Source organism: Paenisporosarcina indica (genome assembly GCF_001939075.1).
GTDB lineage: Bacteria > Bacillota > Bacilli > Bacillales_A > Planococcaceae > Paenisporosarcina > Paenisporosarcina indica.
On sequence record NZ_MPTA01000001.1, the window covers coordinates 778,697 to 797,699 of the forward strand.

The following is a 19,003-nucleotide window of genomic DNA, read 5'->3' on the forward strand; positions in this document are numbered from 1 at the left end:
GGAAATCTGCTTGCCACATTTTATTGTCGAATACACAGACAACATTAAAAATGAAGCGAATCTCGACAAGCTATTTGAAGAAGTCCATCAAGTCCTGATGTCAAAGGACACAATTTTTCCGGTAGGAGGCATCCGTTCAAGGGCGATCGAATTGCATGATTACCGCATCGCAGACGGAGCAGAAGATGATGCATTCGTCCACGCCGTATTGAAAATCGGCACCGGCCGTCCAGCAGAAATCAAGAAAGAAACATGTGATGCTCTCTTTGAAGTTATGAAAGAGCATTTTTCGGACCTAATGTCCAATCGCTACTTGGCATTGTCGATGGAACTAATCGAATTCAGTGAAGTCGGTACGCATAAGCATAACAATATACATGCCAGATTCAAAAAGACCTGAACCTTATTAACATAGCCTGAAAGATTCGCAGTTTAACTAATAGCGTTGCTGAAGCATCCAAAGCGTCATCAGCTGTTAGGAAAGAATGATTCGAAATAGGAGGGAATACAATGGGCGCACGTACAGGACAGGAATATATTGACGGCATTAAAAAACGGAAGTCGGAAGTTTGGATACATGGCGAGAAAGTGGAAGATGTAACGACACACCCAGCTTTTAAAAATGTCGTTGAAAGTGTGGCAGGCCTTTATGATTTGCAGCATGAGAAGCACGATAAAATGCTGTATACCTCACCGACTTCCGGCAATAAAGTTGGGCTTTCATTCATTGCTCCGAAAACAAAAGAGGATTTATTCAGAAGACGGGAGATGCACTCCGAGTGGGCAGGTTTCTCAGGGGGCATGATGGGGCGTTCCCCAGACTATCTGAATACGAGCATCATGGCATTCGGAACCGCAAGTGAGTTTTTCGCACAGGAAGGCGGCGGAAGCAAACAGTTTGCCAAAAATGCAAGGGACTATTATGAATATGTACGTGAAAATGACATCAGCCTTACCCATACACTGATTCACCCTCAAGTAAATAGGTCCATGCTGACGCAATCGGAGCAAAAAGACCCTTCACTATCTGCAAGAATTACTAAAAAGACACCGGACGGCATCATCGTCAATGGCTGTCGACTTTTAGCTACTTTAGGTGGCATCACGGACGAACTGGTCGTGTTTCCTTCCACCATCAACCGTACTCCCGGTACGGTAGACGATCCTTTCGCATTTGCCTTTGCCATTCCGAATAATACTCCCGGATTGAAATTCCTGTCACGTGAATCCTTCGATTATGGGAAAAGCAGGTGGGATCACCCATTAGGTGCCCGTTTCGACGAAAGTGATGCCATCATCTCGTTTGAAGACGTATTCGTACCTTGGGAAAGAGTGTTCGTGAGTGAGAGCACGGATATCTGCAACCGCACCTATGCCGACACAAATGCGGTGAAGCATATGACACATCAAGTCATTGCGAAAAACACTGTGAAAACCGAGTTCATTCTTGGCGTAGTCATCAGCATGATGGAGGCAATCGGCATCAATCAATTCATGCATGTCAAAGAAAAAGCAAGCGAAATAATGGTGATTTTGGAAGTGATGCGCTCTCATCTATACCGATCGGAACATAACGCAAAAATCGATCAGTACGGCAATATGACCCCTGATTTCGAACCATTGAATGCCGCGCGCAACTGGTATCCGAAAATGTATCAGCGCATGAATGAGATCATCAAGATTCTTGGCGCATCCGGATTGATGGCACTGCCTACGGAAGCCGATTTCAGCAATGCGGAAGTCGGAGCATTGGTACATCGCTATACGCAAGGCGCCAACATCAACGGGGAAGAAAAAGTGCAGCTGTTCCGATTGGCCTGGGACATAACCATCAGTGCATTCGGCAACCGGCAGGCCCTATACGAGTACTATTTCTTTGGGGACCCAGTGAGAATGTCAAATGCCTATTATGATCAATTTGACAAGGAACCCTATAAAAATATGGTGAGCGATTTCTTGAGCAGAACGAAAAAAGAGGCAGGCATTTTATTTTAACTCATTGCTTGGAAGGTAGCGTCACGTTGAGGAAAGGGGTTTTAAACATGTACATGGAAGACCTGGAAGTGGATGATCGATTATTCCGCAACGTCATGGGGAGTTTTGCGACAGGTGTAACTGTCATTACAACCGAAATTGATGGCGATATACACGGCATGACAGCAAATGCTTTCATGTCCATTTCCCTGAACCCGAAACTGATTGCCATCAGCATCGGGGAACGGGCTAGAATGCTGCAGTATATTAAATCAGCAAAACAGTTTGCCGTCAACATCTTATCTTCCAATCAAATAAATGAATCCAAGCAATTTTCAGGTCAGCTTAATTTGGAACATGAAGTGGCCTTTGAGTCATATAAAGGATTGCCGATTCTGCAAAATTCCTTGGCAGTCGTTACATGCAAACTTCACAGCGAATATGAAGCCGGTGACCATACGATTTTCATCGGCCAAGTTACAGGCGTCAAGCTCGAACAGCATAATCCATTACTCTATAGCCAAGGTAAGTACCGGGAACTGAAAGAACTGAAGGAATAACGCTGATAAACTTATTTCCGTAAAGGAGTAGATGAGAATGGCCTACGAAGAAGCAAAAAGAAAGTTGAGAGGTTCCATCTGTCCGGTCGTTACACCATTTACTGAAGATGGCGCGATTGACGAAAAAGCATTCATTGACTTGATCAATTGGCAAATCGAGAGTGGGAGCCATGGGATTTCAGTGACTGGCACAAGCGGAGAACCAAGCTCCTTGACCATCGCCGAAAGAAAAAGAGTCATGGCCCTGGCGAAAGAAGCGATTGCTGGCCGTGTGTTCTTTGCTCCGGGTACCGGCTCGACAAATCACGACGAAACGATTGAATTGACCAAATATGCGGAAGAAATCGGGGCCGATGCCGCGATGGTAATCGTCCCATACTACAACAAGCCGAACCAGGAAGCCCTTTACCAGCACTTCAAAACGGTGGCAGACTCAGTCACAACGCCGATCATCATTTACAATATCCCTGGCCGCTCAGCGGTCAATATGGAAGTAGGAACCATGAAACGGCTGGTCGAAGATTGCCCGAACATCATCGGTGTAAAAGAAGCGAATAAAGATTTTGAACATGTAAATCGCGTATTGCTGAACTGTGGAAGGGACTTTTTATTGTACTCGGGAATCGAATTGCTTTGCTACCCGATGCTTGCCATTGGCGGAGCCGGATTCATCAGTGCCACGGCAAATGTTGAGCCAGCCAAAGTTGCTGAATTGTACAATGCATGGGAAGCAGGTGACGTGGCTAGATGTCAGGACCTTCACTTCGAATTGATGCCACTCAATGATGTACTGTTCAAGGATACCAACCCTGGTCCCGTGAAAGTGGCACTTGGGATGATGGGGAAATGCACATCCCATCTTCGCTTGCCTTTGGGATTCCCATCTGAACAGCTGCAAAATGAAGTTCGCGATACACTCATTGAGCTTGGAAAACTCCCGAAGGAAGTAGCTGTGAAATAACACAGGCTTGAACAAGCATGGATATGATCACGAAAAAATGAAGGATATAGGTGATAAACATGGTAGCTTCCAAAGAACGAGTATCGCTCAAACATGAGACGCAAAGCAACATTCTCCTCTATATCAACGGGGAATTCACTTCCGCTGCAGGCGGCACAACGATGAAGAACATGAACCCTTTTACAAACGAACTGATCAATGAAGTTGCTGAGGGCCAAGCAGAAGATATCAATAAAGCAGTCGCCGCTGCTCGCGAAGCCTTTGACAAAGGTCCTTGGAAAACGATGAAGCTGGCAAAGAGAATGGCATACATTTATCGCATTGCCGACCTGATCGATGAAGAAGTGGAAAGAATTGCTTACCTAGAAGCAATGGATACCGGCCTACCCATCAGCCAGACAAAAAAAATGGTTGGTCGGGCCTCGGAGAATTTCAGGTTTTACGCACGCATGGTGGAAAGTCGGCTGGTAGGGGATGCCTATCAAGTGGATGATGAATTCATTAACTATACGATCAACACGCCTGTAGGTGTAGCTGGTTTAATTACACCATGGAATGCACCTTTCATGCTGGAAACGTGGAAAGTGGCTCCTGCTCTTGCAACCGGCAATACAGTTGTGCTGAAACCGGCAGAACTTTCCCCTTTGTCAGCAAACCTTTTAGCAGAAATCATCCATAGAGCTGACCTGCCAAAAGGCGTTTTCAACGTGGTTCATGGGGTTGGGGAGACGGCTGGGGATGCGTTGGTTAAGCATCCTGATGTCCAGTTGATTTCATTTACCGGGGAAACGAAAACGGGTTCAACAATCATCAAAAATAGCGCTGATACACTGAAAAGCTGCTCGATGGAACTTGGTGGGAAATCACCGATCATCGTATTTGACGATGCTGACTTCGAGCGGGCATTGGATGCCTGCGTATGGGGAATCTATTCATTCAATGGGGAAAGATGTACGGCCAACTCCCGTTTGTTCTTGCAGGAAACGATTAAAGACCAGTTTATTGAAGCGTTGAAGGAACGCGTGGAAAAAATCAAGATCGGCGATCCCTTGGAAGCAGTGACAGAAGTGGGTCCACTGATTGACAAGGGACATTTCCAAAAAGTCAAAAGCTACTTGGATATTGCCAAGGAAGAAGGCGCAGAAGTGATCACGGCCAACATCCCGGACGAACTTACCAAAGGGAACTTTGTGGCACCTACGCTTCTACTGAATGCCAAAAACCATATGCGCATCGCTCAGGAAGAAATATTCGGTCCTGTGTTGACCGTGATGACCTTCAAGGATGAAGAAGAAGCCATCGAACTGGCCAACGACATCAACTACGGACTGGCAGGCTATGTATGGACGAATGACATCAAAAAGGGCCATCGGGTGGCCCATAGAGTCGAAGCTGGCATGCTATGGGTGAATGCCCAGAATGTCCGAGATTTAAGAACGCCTTTTGGAGGCTCGAAGTACTCCGGAATAGGCCGGGAAGGTGGACACTACGGTTTCGAATTTTATACTGAGCAAAAAATCATCCATGTTTCGATTTCCGATCACCATATCCAACAGTTCGGAAAATAATAGGAAAGAGTGGTGGATACTATGGATTTTTCAATCATTCGTATTGCACGGACCGTTCTTCATGTAACGAATTTGCAGGCTTCCCGTGAATTTTATGTCAATGGATTAGGCATGATTGAAACGGAAAGTGACGAGCAGCATATTTACTTAAGGGGTCTGGAAGAACATGCGCACCATAGCTTAGTATTGAAAAAAGCGGATAAACCGACGGTGGAAGTACTCAGCTACAAAGTGGGAAAAGAACAGGATCTTGACGAAATTGAAAAGCTATTCTTATCCAAGGAACTGAAAACGAAATGGATGCCTTCCGGAACACAGCATGCCATGGGTAGAACACTACGCGTTCATGACAACTCCGGCATCCCAGTAGAGTTTTTTGCTGAAATGACGACCGTCGATCGAATGCTCCAACGATATGATTTGTATAAAGGTGCGAAAATTCAACGGATCGATCACGTGAACTGTGCAGTTCCAGACGTACAAAAAGCGTATGATTTCTATATCGACCATCTGGGCTTCTCATGTTCCGAGTACACCGAAACTGAAAGCGGCGACTTGTGGGCAGCTTGGCTGTACCGGAAGCCAACAGTCCATGATCAGGCATTCATGAGTGGCCCGGGTCCAAGGCTTCATCATTTTGCGTACTCCCTATCAGACCGGCTAAGCATCCTTGATTGCTGTGATGTACTGGCGAGTATGGGCTATGCAGGAGCCATCGAGAGAGGCCCAGGCAGGCACGGGCTTTCCAATGCCTTCTTCCTGTACTTAAGAGATCCAGATGGCCACCGTATCGAACTTTACACAGGTGACTATTTAACGACTGACCCGGACTTGAAACCGAAACGCTGGGATTTGAATGATCCGCTCAGACAGACATTTTGGGGTCATGCAGCACCAGATTGCTGGTTCAATGAAACCAGTTCGTTCCTTGATATTGAAACGGGCGAAGAAATCACTCACAAAGAACCGGTTCTGCAGCAACGAAAACCAGAACTTATGGTGTAAATCTAGAAAGTTGGCTAGCGAATTCCTTTTTGGATTTCGCTTTTTTTATTTAGTCGAAAGATTAATATTGATGCCAAGGATACATAGGAAAAACAAAATAGCGAGTGCACTATTTAGTAGAGTGAAACATTATAAAAAGGTCCATATTACTTCTCTTAATACGAACGTACGTATGCTATAATAGCAAAGTAATAGTATAGGTAACTTAAGGGTGGTTGGCTCACTCCCGTTCGAAAGGGGGTGGTGCCATATGTCAGTATTCGAAGCATTGATGTTTGCAATATCGTTCGCAACATTAATCGTGCTAGTACTTTCATTTAACCATAAAAAATAACCCATCCTTGAGTTAACGGCTCAGATGGGTCATTCCTGTTTTCAGCCAATCCCCTTAAAGGGAACCTGCTATTATGTTGACCGTTTTGGTGCACCAACACCAAGCGGTCTTTTTTAATTTATACATATGCTACAGTTAGTATACGTTTGATTCGCTCATTTTTCAAGTATTTGGATAGTATAATTCAATTGGGGTTGAGACTTAAGTTCGCTCTTTTTTATCATTGAACTGAACACGTAATCGGACAAGAGGAACATTTGTTCCTATACTGGGAAAATCCGCATTTTCTTCAATTCATCTATGATGAAGGGAGCACTTCTTATGCCAAGAAAGCCGGGAATAAAAGATGAATTCATCATAGAACAATACAAAAAATATTAAATACAAATCATGAGTTATTAGGCATTACGGCCATTAGTCTTTAACATAGCCATTTCCAAATGTCCCTGGAGAATGCGAAGCATCATTTGTAAGAGGAGTTATTGAAGGGGGTGGGCGGGTAGGAAAGTTCGGAAAAGAGAATTTTGTAAAAGGACTTTACTTATTACTTCATTCATTAGTACACAAGAATAACCTTGGTCATTCTATTTATCGCAATTGGATTAGAGGAAAACTCAGTTTAATGGAACTTTCTGAAATCATTTACAAAGATGCGAATGCAGACGATTTTGTTTTTCACAAGAAAGTATACATTTATCAACATACAGATCGTCCATATATAATCGGGACAATCCAATGTGGAAGTTGTCGATGGAAAGCTAATTTTAACATCGACAAGTTCGAGAATTTCATTCAGAACGAATATCAGTAAATCCATATTGGAAGAAATGAAAACATCAGCTAAATTAAATAATACGAATGTGAATCATTTAATTGCATCTGTGTTAATTAAAAATGAAAGCATTCTTTGTGAAATCTCCAAACCAAATGACCCGAGTTCAATACAAGTCCACGTATGATAAACAATTATTGAACGATATAAGAGTGTTAGCACAAAGAGAAATGTTATCGATTAATGATCTAATCGAGTTTAGCGTTCAATTCATTTCATTGTTGGATACACAAGATAGAAGAGTATAAAGTAAAAACTTGTGCTTGTGCTTTTTTTCATTTTTCGTTTTTAGTTGACATAATATATATTATAGGAAGTTGTATCTCATTATCCAAGTATACTTGTAACAGTGAGACGGAATAGAAAAAAAGCTTAAATTGACGTTTTGAATTAACTCGACGTTTTTAAGTATTTCTTCAGGTTTATTCTAGATTAGTGCAAATTAGTCTGTAATCTTACGTAATTTTAGCTGCTAAATTAAAATTGTTCTTTCTCTGTTTTTATTATACAAACTCTTGTTAATCACTTTGTAAATTCATTCAGTTTCATTTGTAATAAAATTTGCGATCCTTATTAATAAATCCTATTTTCGAATTGTCGAAATCATTCGAATACCCCTCTCTCTTACTTGGCACTACAACTCATTTTAGTAGATTCATTTAACATTCAATGCTTGCTTCCAACAGTTATTACTTGTATATTCGAAATTATACATAGAATGAAAATATCAAGCTAAAGAGTGATTCTAATGGATTCTAGACACAAGCAAATCAACCTGAATTATCGAAATATGAGGATAGCTTATATGATAGCCATTATTATCACTATTTTGTTAGGCCTCGCTTCCAGAAAATACAGCCATCAACTACTGTTATTTGTTGCACAGAACGCAGGCGATATACTGTGGGCAATGATGGTTTATTTCGGATTCCGTTTCTTACTGGTGCGTCAAAACCTGCTCACAGCCGTCTTGCTCAGTTTTTTGTTCAGCTATGGTATTGAATTCAGTCAGTTGTATCAAGAAGACTGGATTAATCAAGTTCGTGGAACTTTGTTCGGAGCGTTGATCCTTGGCAAAGGTTTTCTTGCTGTGGATCTGATTCGATATACAACAGGTATTATGATCGTCGCGATCTTAGATAAGGTAGCAGTTTATCTACTCACTTTACGTAGATAAACTGCTACCTTTAGTTTCACCATTTATGTAATTCGTGCATTTGATAACTTTTCATTTAATAAATCCTTCGCCATGTAATAAGCACTTACAGTAAATAACTGTGTTTTGATCTGATTGGACTTGATTAAATCTCCCATAGCATAAAAATCAACCAATTTAATTGTAATTTCTTCAGTTTCATCTAAATCTTGTTCATATGCTTGAAAGGCATCTAGAATAAGATAAGACTTCACTTTATTGTTTTGAGTAGCTGGATTTACCATGAATTCACCTAATAAAATTGGCTTTGATAATGAGGTGAAACCTGTTTCTTCTTTGATTTCTCTAAGGATACCCTCCTCTTGAGTTTCATTTTCTTCTATTTTTCCAGCAGGAATTTCTAAAAAGAAATCATCTCCAGAATAACGGTATTGTTCGACAAGTACAATTTGATTTTCTGTAGTAATCACAATCGCGTTAACCCAATCAGAGTATTCATTCACATAATAATCGTCAATTACGATCCCATTGGGAAGCTCACATCGATCTTTTCGTAGATTTCCAAAGGGTGTCTTAAATAAATACTCTGACTTTATCATTTTCCATTTTTTCATTGTTCCCCTCCGCATTGTAAAAGTTCTTCTATTACTTCCTACTACATAAATAAACACTTCTGATTTTTATTGTATTGAGTGCACGTTAAATACTTTTATAGTTCAAGATTTAAGAGAGCATTTAAATCATTTATTACTATGTCTGCATTTTTCAATTCAGAGGCTTGAGCAAAATCAAAATTAACTCCCACAGCTAAAAGATTATTGTCTTTTGCTGCGTTTATGTCTGAAGAACGATCTCCTACAACTGCACCATTTTGAATGTTATTTTCTTGTATAATCATCTTTGCCAAATCAGACTTATGTCCCGATGTTATCAATTGAATACTGTATGTATTTTCAATAAACCTTCCAAGCCCATATATTTCAACGATTGCTTGCAAATACTCGACTTGTCCATTACTTGCAATATACAAAGTGTACTTTTTGCTTAATGCCTCAAGGACTTTTTCGGCATTTGGATATAGTGCTCCTTTATGACTTCTTATTAATTCGATAAGTTGTTTGTGAAAAAATTCATTACTTCTTTCACGAATCTCTAGAGAATGGCTTGGACAAAGTGTCTCCCAAACTACTGGTAAAGGAACTCCCATAATTTCACGATACTTTTCAATTGGGGTTTCCTCTGACCATAAGTCAAACTTACGAAGTTCATCAAAAGTACTCACCAGTGCGTGTTCTAAAATCAAGTTTGTTTGAAATAATGTTCCATCCATATCAAAAATAATTGCCTTTTTCATAAAATCGCTCCTCTCTATAATCATCTAACGAAATTTAATCAAAAAGGTTTTATAAAAAAATAGTTAGTCTCGTTGAAGAATAAAATGCGAATTATTGATTTCGATACAATTTCACAAAAATAAACCGCTGAAATCATCCAATTTCAGCGGTTTTGTTATTTATATCTAAACTAATGTTACGTCGTTTCATTTGAATTAAGAAAATAGTTGTTAAACCTAAACTTATTAATCCAAATACCACTACCATCCATTGTAATCCGATTAGATCTAGTAACGCTCCAGTTGCTAATAAAACCACTTGAAAAATAACTCGTTCTAGCATGTTTCTGAATGAAAAAAATCTTCCGTGAAACGCTTTTGGCATTTGTTTTTGGAAGATCGTCATTGCAGTAGGAAAAAAACTACCTATTGCGAAACCAAATACGGCAAATGCTGTTACAGTTAAGATTGGACTTGCAGCAAATATTAAGATTAACTCAGCTACTCCAATGACAAAAGCAAAAAAGAATAAAATTGTACTGGTTTGCCATTTTTTCGCTATATATTTTACGACAATGGTACCAATCATAAATGCTATACCTTCTGCTGCGTAAATTGCCCCTTTAATTGATGAAGAATCTTGGATTTCGCTAATATTGATCACTAACAAATTAAAAGATCCAAGAAATAACAAAGGAATTAAGGTCATTACTAATGTCATCATAACAGCTGGATAAGATTTTAATATTGGAAAGACTTCCAAAAATCCACCTTTATCAGGAGTAGTAACTTTCACTTGAGCCTCTGTTCCCTCTTCCTCTTCAATACGTAGCATAAACGTAAATATCAGAAGGCCAATATAGGCAATAATCGACATGATGTAGAGAGATTGCAGTGACCAATAAACTAAAGCAACACCAGCAAGTGCTGTTCCGATGACACGTGCCATGGTCGCCACATTCATATGCCAGCCGTTCATTTGAAGCAACTGTTCATCTTTTACTACTAATGGAATAGTAGCTTGCAGTGCTGGGAAATAGAATGTTGCTGAAAGTTGAATACTGATCATAAATGCAACCATCCACCAGATAGATCCGGTCTCAATGGCAATCAACATAAATCCGACGCTAAACATTCGGCCAAATCCAGATATTAATAAAACGGTTTTCTTCCTTGATTGATCGATTATTTTGCCAGCTAACGGACCTGCTAAAATTCCAGCTAGCAATCCAGTTGCCATAATAAGCGATTTTAAGAAATCGGATGGAATTTGTTCTTGCATGAATTCCAAGTTTCCGATGATACCAGTCCAAAGACCAAGACCTGCAATGGCTTCTCCGATTAAGATAATCCACACATTACGGTTTTTCCACATATTTAGTTTTTCCTACGTACAACAAAGGAAACTATTTCTAGTTTCCCCGTTGTGTCCTTTCAATATTTCTTACTTCTCTGTGTTCATTTTTTGAACTTTCCAGAAACGAACAACTAATCCATCTTTGTCTGTATCAATCGTAAATGAACCATTTGAATAACGATCTGACACGCGAATCGGCTTCGTTTCAACAGTTTCACGTACCCCTTTTGATGTTTCAATTACTACTTGGTCTTGATTTTGAACGTACATGACACCTACAACTCGATGTGCATTCGATTTTAATTCTCGCAACACAACGACTCCTCGTTTTGCACGACCACCTTGTTCGAACTCTTTCAATGACATTTTCTTAACCGCACCACGATGTGTTACAAGGAATAGATCCCCTCGAACATCAACTGGAATTATAGTTGCATTTGCCACAATGTCATCATCTTTTAGGTTAATCCCTTTCACACCACCGGTTTTCACACCCGTGACTTGAACCTCTTGCATATTGAATCGTACTGCATAACCATCTCGTGTCACAATAAATACATCATCCGTTTCAGTAACCAAATCTACTGACACTACTTGGTCACCTTTTTTCAGATTCATCGTATTTAATGCCCGTGAATAGCGTTGAACATTATATTCAGCGAGTGTTGACCGTTTAACTTGACCGTTTTTAGAAACAACAAAAATAAATTGATTTTCATCGAAGTTAACAACCGGAATTGCTTTGATAATCGTTTCATTCGAATCAAGCGAAACAATACTTGATACATGTTGACCTAAGTCTTTCCAACGGATATCAGGTAGCTCATGGACAGGCTGATAAATATAATTGCCTAAGCTCGTAAATAACAATAACTGGTGTTGTGTATTCATCATCGATTCAAATAATAGATAGTCTGATTCTTTCATGGCGAAGTCTTTGCCGTTTGAAGCACTGTATGAACGGCTACTTGTGCGTTTAACATAACCATCTTTCGTTACGGTAACCACAACTTCTTCACTTGGAATAAGGACATCCAATGTTACTTTAATTTCTTCAATTTTATCCTCAATTACAGATCGACGAGGTTCTGCAAATTGTTTTCGGATGCCTTGAAGTTCTTTTTGGATGACTTTGATTAACTTCGCATCGCTAGTTAAGATGCTAGTTAATTCACTAATTATTTTTTGAAGTTCAGCTTCTTCATTTCGCAAATCGGTAATGTCTGTATTCGTTAAACGATAAAGTTGAAGTGAAACGATTGCTTCAGCTTGAGCTTCTGAGAATTCAAAACGTGAAATTAAATTGTTTTTTGCATCTCGTTTATCATTTGACGAACGAATTGTTTTAATTACTTCATCCAGGATTGATAAAGCTTTCATTAATCCATCGACAATATGTATACGATCTTTTGCTTTTTGCAAATCAAATTTACTACGTTTAGTCACAACATCTTTTTGGTGTCCAATGTACGCGTCTAGTAATAACGGCAGTGTCATCATTGTAGGACGTCGGTTGTGAATGGCAATCATATTGAAATTATATGTTACTTGTAGATCCGTATTCTTAAACAAAAATAGTAGAATACCCCTGCCATCAACTTCTTTTTTTAGTTCAATGACAATACGCAAACCTGTACGATCTGACTCGTCTCGAACATCTGCAATTCCGTCCAGACGTTTGTCTAACCGTTGTTCGTCTATTTTTTTGATTAAGTTTGCTTTATTTACTTCAAATGGTATTTCCGTAATGACAATTTGTTCTTTGCCGCCTTTTAAGGTTTCAAAATCAGCTTTAGAGCGAATGGCGATTTTCCCTTTGCCTGTCTCATATGCTTTCTTGATCCCATCGACCCCTTGAATGATGCCGCCAGTTGGAAAGTCAGGACCTTTTAAAACTGTCATCAGCTCATCTACTGATGATTCGGGTTTATCCATTCTCATCAATACAGCATCCAACACTTCATGTAGTGCATGTGGTGGCATGTCTGTTGCATATCCAGCTGAAATCCCGGTTGCTCCGTTGACCAACAAATTTGGGAAACGGGCTGGCAATACAGTTGGTTCTAATTCTGAGTCATCAAAGTTATAGACTAAATCAACTGTTTCTTTGTTAATATCTCGAAGCAATTCACCAGCGATAGCTGATAATCGTGCCTCTGTGTAACGCATGGCAGCTGGTGGATCTCCATCAACTGAACCATTGTTCCCATGCATTTCGATTAACATATGTCGTACTTTCCAGTCTTGGCTCATTCGCACCATTGCTTCGTAAACAGAACTATCACCGTGTGGATGATAGTTACCAATTACATTACCAACTGTTTTTGCCGATTTACGGAATGGTTTTTCGTTCGTGTTGCCTTCATGGAACATCGCATATAAAATACGGCGTTGAACAGGTTTCAAGCCATCTCGTGCATCAGGTAATGCACGATCTTGGATAATGTATTTACTGTAACGGCCAAACCGGTCGCCGATGACTTCTTCTAATGGTAAATCTTGATAACGTTCGGTTTGTGTCATTCTGAATCCTCCTCAGCATGAATGAGATCATTTTCTAAAATATTGCTTTCCTCATCCAAACCAAAATTAACATTGTTTTCTATCCATCTACGTCGTGGTTCAACTTTGTCCCCCATCAACGTTGTAATGCGTCTTTCTGCACGAGCATCATCATCAATTTCAACTCGAATCAACGTTCTAGTTTCAGGATTCATCGTTGTTTCCCAAAGTTGTCCAGCATTCATTTCACCTAGACCTTTGTAACGTTGAATTATATATCCTTTACCAATTTTCTTAATGGCAACATCGAGTTCAGCTTCTGTCCAGGCATATTGAAGGACTTCTTTCTTCCCAACACCACGAGACACTTTGTAAAGTGGGGGTAAAGCAATATACACTTTTCCCGCTTCAATCAATGGTTTCATATAACGGTAGAAGAAGGTTAAAAGCAACACTTGAATATGTGCTCCGTCGGTATCAGCATCTGTCATGATGACAATTTTGTCATAGGCTATATCGGGAACCGAGAAATCAGAACCAACCCCCCCACCAATCGCGTGGATAATCGTTGCGATTTCTTCGTTTTTCATGATGTCTGCAAGTTTAGCTTTTTCCGTATTGATGACTTTCCCACGAAGTGGCAAAATCGCTTGGAATGAACGGTCACGACCTTGTTTCGCTGAACCACCTGCTGAATCACCCTCTACCAGGTACAATTCATTTTTCGCAGCGTTACGCGATTGTGCAGGCGTCAGTTTACCTGACAGTAAAGTGTCTGAACGTTTTTTCTTTTTCCCACTCCGTGCATCTTCACGTGCTTTGCGAGCTGCTTCACGTGCGTGTTGGGCACGGATTGCTTTACGTACCAATGATGCACTAAGTTCTGCATTCTCTTCCAGTACATATAAAAGTTTGTCTGAAACGACAGCATCAACTGCTGCCCGTGCTTCACTGGTCCCAAGTTTTCCTTTCGTTTGTCCTTCAAATTGAAGAATGTCCTCAGGAATACGCACGGATATGATTGCTGCAATTCCTTCACGAATGTCAGAGCCGTCTAAATTCTTATCTTTTTCTTTTAATAAACTGGTTTTTCGTGCGTATTCATTAAAAACACGAGTAAGTGCGGATTTGGCACCCGTTTCATGGGTTCCTCCGTCACGTGTTCGTACATTATTGACAAACGACAAGATCGTTTCTGAATAGCCATCATTAAACTGGAAAGCAAATTCTACTTCGATATCGTCATGAGCTCCCTCGACGTAAGCTACTGGATGCAAGACGTCTTTTTCTTCATTCAGATATCCGACAAATGCTTCAATACCAGTCTCATAGAAGAAGACGTCCTGTGTCCCATTTCGTAGATCATTTAACTCTATTTTAAGGCCTTTCAATAAAAAAGCTGACTCTCTTAAACGTTCACATAATGTTTCATAATTATATTTTGTGACAGAAAAAATAGTAGGATCTGGCAAGAAGTGGATCGATGTTCCCGATTCTTTCGTTGAGCCAATCTGTTCAAGTGTTGTTACGGGGTGTCCACCACTTTCAAATCTTTGTCGAAACTTCTTGCCATCACGATGAATCGTTACTTCTAAAAATACAGATAGCGCATTTACAACAGAAGCACCTACACCATGTAGCCCACCACTTGTTTTGTAGCCACCTTGCCCAAATTTACCACCTGCATGAAGGATAGTAAAAATAACTTCGGGTGTCGGTTTTCCTGTTTTATGCATACCTGTAGGCATTCCACGCCCAAAGTCGCGAATGCTAATGCTTTGATCTTCATGTATATTGACAACGATATGATCACCAAACCCAGCAAGTGCCTCATCGACTGCGTTGTCGACAATTTCATACACTAGGTGATGTAAGCCTCTCGCATCCGTAGAACCGATATACATTCCTGGACGTTTTCGAACTGCTTCTAGTCCTTCAAGTACTTGAATCGCATCGTCGTTATAAGCTGTTAATGATTGATTTTTCGCCAAATCGTTCTCCTCCAAAAAACAAACAGATGTACTCATTGTATAGAATGAAAGCCGTATTTGCAATGACTCTAGCGCTTTAATGCTCGATCTAGGTGGGAATGAAAGTTCCTGTAAGTCATTGTGACGTCTTCTTGGACATGATAAACTAGGTGTACATAATATGAACACGTACTAAATTTAAAGGAGTGCTATATGGATACATACATAGTCATTTTACTAGCCTATTTACTAGGTTCCATTCCTTCTGCATTATGGATTGGAAAACTTTTTTACAAAACGGATATCCGGCAACATGGAAGCGGAAATCTAGGTGGAACGAATACATTTCGAACACTCGGCGTCAAAGCAGGATTAATTGTTACGTCTTTGGACATTTTAAAGGGGACGGCAGCCACAATCTTACCGATTCTTCCTTTCTTTGCAGATACAAACATACATCCATTGATTCTAGGAGTCATTGCAGTTATTGGTCATATGTATCCGATATTCGCTAACTTTAAGGGCGGTAAAGCTGTAGCAACATCTGGTGGAATTCTACTTGGTTATAACTGGCCCATTTTTGTTTTATTATTGCTGTCATTTTTTATTGTTTTGAAAATCTCCAAAATGGTGTCACTGACCTCCATGGTTATTGGTGTAATCGGTCTTGTATATACAGTGGTATATAATCTTTTTTACGAGACTGATATCCCGCTAATCATTGTGATTTTCTTGTTAACATCATTTATCTTTTATCGTCATCGTGCCAACATTGGACGAATCAAAAATGGAACTGAACCAAAAATAAAGTGGATATAATACTGACATTTTGAAAGGCTGGTGAGTACATGAAAATAATTCTTTCCACTGAAGCAATGAACTGGTTCAAGGAAGAAATGGAAACACAACCTGGTGAATATATACGTTTTTACGCTCGCTACGGTGGTTCAAGTTCTCTACATGATGGGTTCTCGCTAGGTGTGACCAAAGAAGTGCCTTTGGAACTATCAGTTGAATTAGTTGCAGAGGATGTCCACTTTTATATCGAAGATCGGGATGAATGGTATTTTGATGGTCATGATTTACACGTAAATGTAGACCCAGACCTTAAAGAACTTACATATTCCTATACAAAATAACGTGAAAATCCACTAAGAGTTTGAAACCTCTCAGTGGATTTTTTTACGAGAATCTGTGTAATTGATCCAGTATGCCTTCTTGACGCATTATCATTTCTTGATGGTGTCCGAATAAATCAAAATGCGGATAGTTTTCTTTATAATCAATCCACTCTGCCTTTAATCCGTATTGAGCTCCCCATTTAATGAGCACCTCTACATCGGAACACCCTACTTTTGTTACCGTTTTACAGCCAGGAAAACGATTATCTAACCAGTAGTGCGTAAGAAATGCAATTTCCCCTCTGCTGACCGCTTCTTTCCATGACACTAATTCATGCCGCTTGATCCCAAAGGCCATTAATCTTTTACCTTTGCGATTTCACTATATTTCGCATCCCACACAGGATCTATTTTTTTCAAGGATACAGGACGAAACGTATCTTTCCTTACCACTACATGTTCAGATTTAGCAGTGGCAGCGATAGATCCGTCTTTATGCAGGATTTCATACCCATACATTGTGCGAAGTTTTCCATGTGATTCTACCCACGTGCGAACTGTCGCGTTCTGACCGTACTTCATCGATGCTTTGTATTGTATGGATAAGTCGGTGACAGGAGAAAGATATCCATCCTTCTCCAGACCAGCATATGTAAATCCGAGGTCTTCGATTAAAGCTGTGCGACCAATCTCCATCCACACTAAATAATTCGCATGATACACTACACCCATCTGGTCTGTTTCGGCGTATCGAATTTCTATTTCTTTTTCACTTACAAACATGTATGTTCACCTCTAGTCCTATTATACAAAAGAGTACTAGAAAATGCTGTTACATGAGTTTTAAGCTCGCTAATTGTTTTTTATCAATCTTTCCAACATGTGTTTTCGGAAGTTCTGGTAGCACCACAAATTTCTTTGGAATTTTATAGCCGCCTAAATGATGTCGACAATGTTCGATTAATTGCACTTCCGAATATGAGTCCGGGTCTTTCAAACAAACAAATGCCGTTACGACTTCACCCCATTTGATATCAGGAATACCTAATACTGCCACTTCTTTAATCGCTTGATACTGAATCAGACAATGCTCGATTTCTTGAGGATATACATTTTCCCCGCCCGTCACGATCATATCTTTCTTCCGTCCCACAATATAGTAATCCCCTTCAGCATCCATCTTGGCTAAATCACCGGTCTTCAACCATTCCTCATGCATCGTTGCTGCTGTTTCTTGATCGTCACACCAATATCCAGTAAACACATGATTTCCCCGAATCCATAGTTCGCCAACTTCATGTTTGTCACACGGTAGATTGTTTTCAGATACGATTAAGGTATCCACAAATTGCATGTTCTTACCGATTGATCCTTTCTTGAACTTTGCAACGTTTACATCAATAACAAAATTATTCGGTCCCGCTTCAGAAAGACCATAGCCCTCTTTAAATGGCAATCCTTTCTTTTCGAAAGCTTCATAAATCGTAACGGGGCAGGGAGCTCCTCCCGACAAAAAGACTCTGACGTTTGGAAAATCACTTTTGATAAACAACTCCGTTTCTATCATTGCCTGGTACATCGTTGGAACGAACAGCGAAACGGTGGATTTATGCTTTGAGATTTGCTCCAGTGCCTGCTCTGCGTGAAAACGGTGGCCAATAACCACTCTTCCTCCTGCCATCAATATAGGGATTGTTAAGGCATTAAGACCACCCGTATGAAATAACGGCATATAATTTACCGTACAATCCGATTCAGTCAATCCCCAACTCACAATCGTGTTAATGGCATTCCAATTTACGTTGTGATAGGAAAGCTTGACACCTTTTGGCTTCCCCGTAGTACCACCCGTATAAATAATCAGCCAAGTATCATTAGCTGTAACTTTTGCTAGTTGAAGCGACTCATTTGTTTGTGTTTTATATGTTGGTTGAAGCTCACGATTTATGATTCTGTTGATTCCAAGCGTATGTGAAACGACTTCATGTTGAAGATCCGTGATGAGAATTGCAGGTTTGCACTCATTTAGAATTCCTTGTAGTTCGTTTTGACTTAATCGGAAATTTAAGGGTACATATATATAACCTTTTAACCCGCATGCAAATAATATGGCTAGCAACTCTGGATGATTTGCACCAAGAATGGCGACTCGATCACCTTGTTGTAACTTTTCATGTGATAAACGATGTGCCCATTCTTCAATGAGAAGTTTAAATTGTGCATACGTCCATTGTTGGCCACTATCGATATCCACACATGCTACATGAGATGGCGTCATTTGGGCACGTCTTAAAAACCAGGTTTGCTCGGTATACATTGGTACCCTTCCT

The 19,003-nt window shown here is 40.2% G+C and carries 18 protein-coding genes; 10 read left to right on the forward strand and 8 right to left on the reverse strand.

The features are described 5' to 3' along the window. Positions 1 to 10: 10 nt before the first annotated feature. The 8 genes from GY23_RS03695 (at position 11) to GY23_RS03730 (ending at position 8,411) form a co-directional block, all read left to right on the forward strand. On the forward strand, positions 11 to 400 hold the full coding sequence (locus GY23_RS03695; protein ID WP_075617842.1) for a 5-carboxymethyl-2-hydroxymuconate Delta-isomerase: 390 nt from the start codon (positions 11 to 13) through the stop codon (positions 398 to 400). A gap of 110 nt (positions 401 to 510) precedes the next feature. Next, positions 511 to 1,995, forward strand: a complete 1,485-nt coding sequence (gene hpaB / locus GY23_RS03700) for a 4-hydroxyphenylacetate 3-monooxygenase, oxygenase component (protein WP_075617843.1) — start codon at positions 511 to 513, stop codon at positions 1,993 to 1,995. A 68-nt stretch (positions 1,996 to 2,063) separates the two neighbouring features. Continuing rightward, entirely contained in the window at positions 2,064 to 2,534 is a 471-nt protein-coding gene (locus tag GY23_RS03705) for a flavin reductase family protein (RefSeq protein WP_075618228.1), read from the forward strand. A 37-nt stretch (positions 2,535 to 2,571) separates the two neighbouring features. Continuing rightward, a complete protein-coding gene (gene hpaI, locus GY23_RS03710) occupies positions 2,572 to 3,495 on the forward strand; it encodes a 2,4-dihydroxyhept-2-ene-1,7-dioic acid aldolase (protein WP_075617844.1) in 924 nt (307 codons plus the stop codon). Positions 3,496 to 3,554: 59 nt separating this feature from the next. After that, positions 3,555 to 5,063 (forward strand): 5-carboxymethyl-2-hydroxymuconate semialdehyde dehydrogenase, encoded by a 1,509-nt coding sequence (gene hpaE / locus GY23_RS03715; protein ID WP_075617845.1) that lies wholly within the window; start codon positions 3,555 to 3,557, stop codon positions 5,061 to 5,063. A 21-nt stretch (positions 5,064 to 5,084) separates the two neighbouring features. Next, positions 5,085 to 6,068 (forward strand): 3,4-dihydroxyphenylacetate 2,3-dioxygenase, encoded by a 984-nt coding sequence (gene hpaD, locus GY23_RS03720; RefSeq protein WP_075617846.1) that lies wholly within the window; start codon positions 5,085 to 5,087, stop codon positions 6,066 to 6,068. 1,228 nt (positions 6,069 to 7,296) lie between these two features. Then, positions 7,297 to 7,482: a hypothetical protein gene (locus GY23_RS18175; RefSeq protein WP_161487560.1), complete on the forward strand. Its 186-nt coding sequence runs from the start codon at positions 7,297 to 7,299 to the stop codon at positions 7,480 to 7,482. A 542-nt stretch (positions 7,483 to 8,024) separates the two neighbouring features. Then, positions 8,025 to 8,411 (forward strand): ribosomal maturation YjgA family protein, encoded by a 387-nt coding sequence (locus tag GY23_RS03730; protein WP_245827561.1) that lies wholly within the window; start codon positions 8,025 to 8,027, stop codon positions 8,409 to 8,411. Positions 8,412 to 8,434: 23 nt separating this feature from the next. Here the strand turns inward: GY23_RS03730 and GY23_RS03735 are convergent, their stop codons facing one another. From GY23_RS03735 to parE, 5 genes are all read right to left on the reverse strand, one after another. Then, on the reverse strand, positions 8,435 to 9,004 hold the full coding sequence (locus GY23_RS03735) for an NUDIX hydrolase (RefSeq protein WP_075617849.1): 570 nt from the start codon (positions 9,002 to 9,004) through the stop codon (positions 8,435 to 8,437). Between the two features lie 95 nt (positions 9,005 to 9,099). Continuing rightward, a complete protein-coding gene (locus GY23_RS03740) occupies positions 9,100 to 9,744 on the reverse strand; it encodes an HAD hydrolase-like protein (RefSeq protein ID WP_075617850.1) in 645 nt (214 codons plus the stop codon). A 133-nt stretch (positions 9,745 to 9,877) separates the two neighbouring features. Then, positions 9,878 to 11,098 (reverse strand): MFS transporter, encoded by a 1,221-nt coding sequence (locus tag GY23_RS03745; RefSeq protein ID WP_075617851.1) that lies wholly within the window; start codon positions 11,096 to 11,098, stop codon positions 9,878 to 9,880. A 69-nt stretch (positions 11,099 to 11,167) separates the two neighbouring features. Beyond that, the gene (parC, locus tag GY23_RS03750; RefSeq protein WP_075617852.1) at positions 11,168 to 13,603 is read right to left on the reverse strand and encodes a DNA topoisomerase IV subunit A; all 2,436 of its coding nucleotides are present in this window, start codon (positions 13,601 to 13,603) and stop codon (positions 11,168 to 11,170) included. After that, positions 13,600 to 15,573 carry a DNA topoisomerase IV subunit B gene (parE, locus tag GY23_RS03755; RefSeq protein WP_075617853.1) on the reverse strand — a complete coding sequence of 658 codons (1,974 nt, stop codon included), beginning with the start codon at positions 15,571 to 15,573 and terminating at the stop codon, positions 13,600 to 13,602. Before parE ends, parC begins: the two co-directional genes overlap by 4 nt. Before the next feature lie 192 nt (positions 15,574 to 15,765). Between parE and plsY the strand changes: the two genes are divergently transcribed. Together plsY and GY23_RS03765 are read left to right on the forward strand one after the other, a co-directional pair. Next, complete coding sequence (gene plsY, locus GY23_RS03760; RefSeq protein WP_075617854.1) at positions 15,766 to 16,371, forward strand: glycerol-3-phosphate 1-O-acyltransferase PlsY; 606 nt, start codon at positions 15,766 to 15,768, stop codon at positions 16,369 to 16,371. 29 nt (positions 16,372 to 16,400) lie between these two features. Then, positions 16,401 to 16,691: a HesB/YadR/YfhF family protein gene (locus tag GY23_RS03765; RefSeq protein ID WP_075617855.1), complete on the forward strand. Its 291-nt coding sequence runs from the start codon at positions 16,401 to 16,403 to the stop codon at positions 16,689 to 16,691. A 43-nt stretch (positions 16,692 to 16,734) separates the two neighbouring features. Here GY23_RS03765 and GY23_RS03770 read toward each other — a convergent pair whose 3' ends face one another. Genes GY23_RS03770 through GY23_RS03780 form a run of 3 tightly spaced genes read right to left on the reverse strand, consistent with a single transcriptional unit; the run spans position 16,735 to position 18,990 of the window. Next, on the reverse strand, positions 16,735 to 17,031 hold the full coding sequence (locus GY23_RS03770) for a hypothetical protein (RefSeq protein WP_075617856.1): 297 nt from the start codon (positions 17,029 to 17,031) through the stop codon (positions 16,735 to 16,737). Next, complete coding sequence (locus GY23_RS03775) at positions 17,031 to 17,456, reverse strand: acyl-CoA thioesterase (RefSeq protein ID WP_075617857.1); 426 nt, start codon at positions 17,454 to 17,456, stop codon at positions 17,031 to 17,033. The genes GY23_RS03770 and GY23_RS03775 overlap by 1 nt, the downstream gene beginning before the upstream one ends. Before the next feature lie 49 nt (positions 17,457 to 17,505). Continuing rightward, positions 17,506 to 18,990: a class I adenylate-forming enzyme family protein gene (locus GY23_RS03780; protein WP_075617858.1), complete on the reverse strand. Its 1,485-nt coding sequence runs from the start codon at positions 18,988 to 18,990 to the stop codon at positions 17,506 to 17,508. Positions 18,991 to 19,003 lie beyond the last annotated feature (13 nt).

Excerpts from the sequence above, each read along its gene's own strand:
- hpaB (WP_075617843.1), top strand. The coding sequence starts at position 511 with ATGGGCGCACGTACAGGACAGGAATATATTGACGGCATTAAAAAACGG.
- hpaI (WP_075617844.1), top strand. The coding sequence starts at position 2,572 with ATGGCCTACGAAGAAGCAAAAAGAAAGTTGAGAGGTTCCATCTGTCCG.
- hpaE (WP_075617845.1), top strand. The coding sequence starts at position 3,555 with ATGGTAGCTTCCAAAGAACGAGTATCGCTCAAACATGAGACGCAAAGC.
- hpaD (WP_075617846.1), top strand. The coding sequence starts at position 5,085 with ATGGATTTTTCAATCATTCGTATTGCACGGACCGTTCTTCATGTAACG.
- GY23_RS18175 (WP_161487560.1), top strand. The coding sequence starts at position 7,297 with ATGAAAGCATTCTTTGTGAAATCTCCAAACCAAATGACCCGAGTTCAA.
- GY23_RS03730 (WP_245827561.1), top strand. The coding sequence starts at position 8,025 with ATGAGGATAGCTTATATGATAGCCATTATTATCACTATTTTGTTAGGC.
- GY23_RS03735 (WP_075617849.1), bottom strand. The coding sequence starts at position 9,004 with ATGAAAAAATGGAAAATGATAAAGTCAGAGTATTTATTTAAGACACCC.
- GY23_RS03740 (WP_075617850.1), bottom strand. The coding sequence starts at position 9,744 with ATGAAAAAGGCAATTATTTTTGATATGGATGGAACATTATTTCAAACA.
- GY23_RS03745 (WP_075617851.1), bottom strand. The coding sequence starts at position 11,098 with ATGTGGAAAAACCGTAATGTGTGGATTATCTTAATCGGAGAAGCCATT.
- parC (WP_075617852.1), bottom strand. The coding sequence starts at position 13,603 with ATGACACAAACCGAACGTTATCAAGATTTACCATTAGAAGAAGTCATC.
- plsY (WP_075617854.1), top strand. The coding sequence starts at position 15,766 with ATGGATACATACATAGTCATTTTACTAGCCTATTTACTAGGTTCCATT.
- GY23_RS03765 (WP_075617855.1), top strand. The coding sequence starts at position 16,401 with ATGAAAATAATTCTTTCCACTGAAGCAATGAACTGGTTCAAGGAAGAA.
- GY23_RS03770 (WP_075617856.1), bottom strand. The coding sequence starts at position 17,031 with ATGGCCTTTGGGATCAAGCGGCATGAATTAGTGTCATGGAAAGAAGCG.
- GY23_RS03775 (WP_075617857.1), bottom strand. The coding sequence starts at position 17,456 with ATGTTTGTAAGTGAAAAAGAAATAGAAATTCGATACGCCGAAACAGAC.
- GY23_RS03780 (WP_075617858.1), bottom strand. The coding sequence starts at position 18,990 with ATGTATACCGAGCAAACCTGGTTTTTAAGACGTGCCCAAATGACGCCA.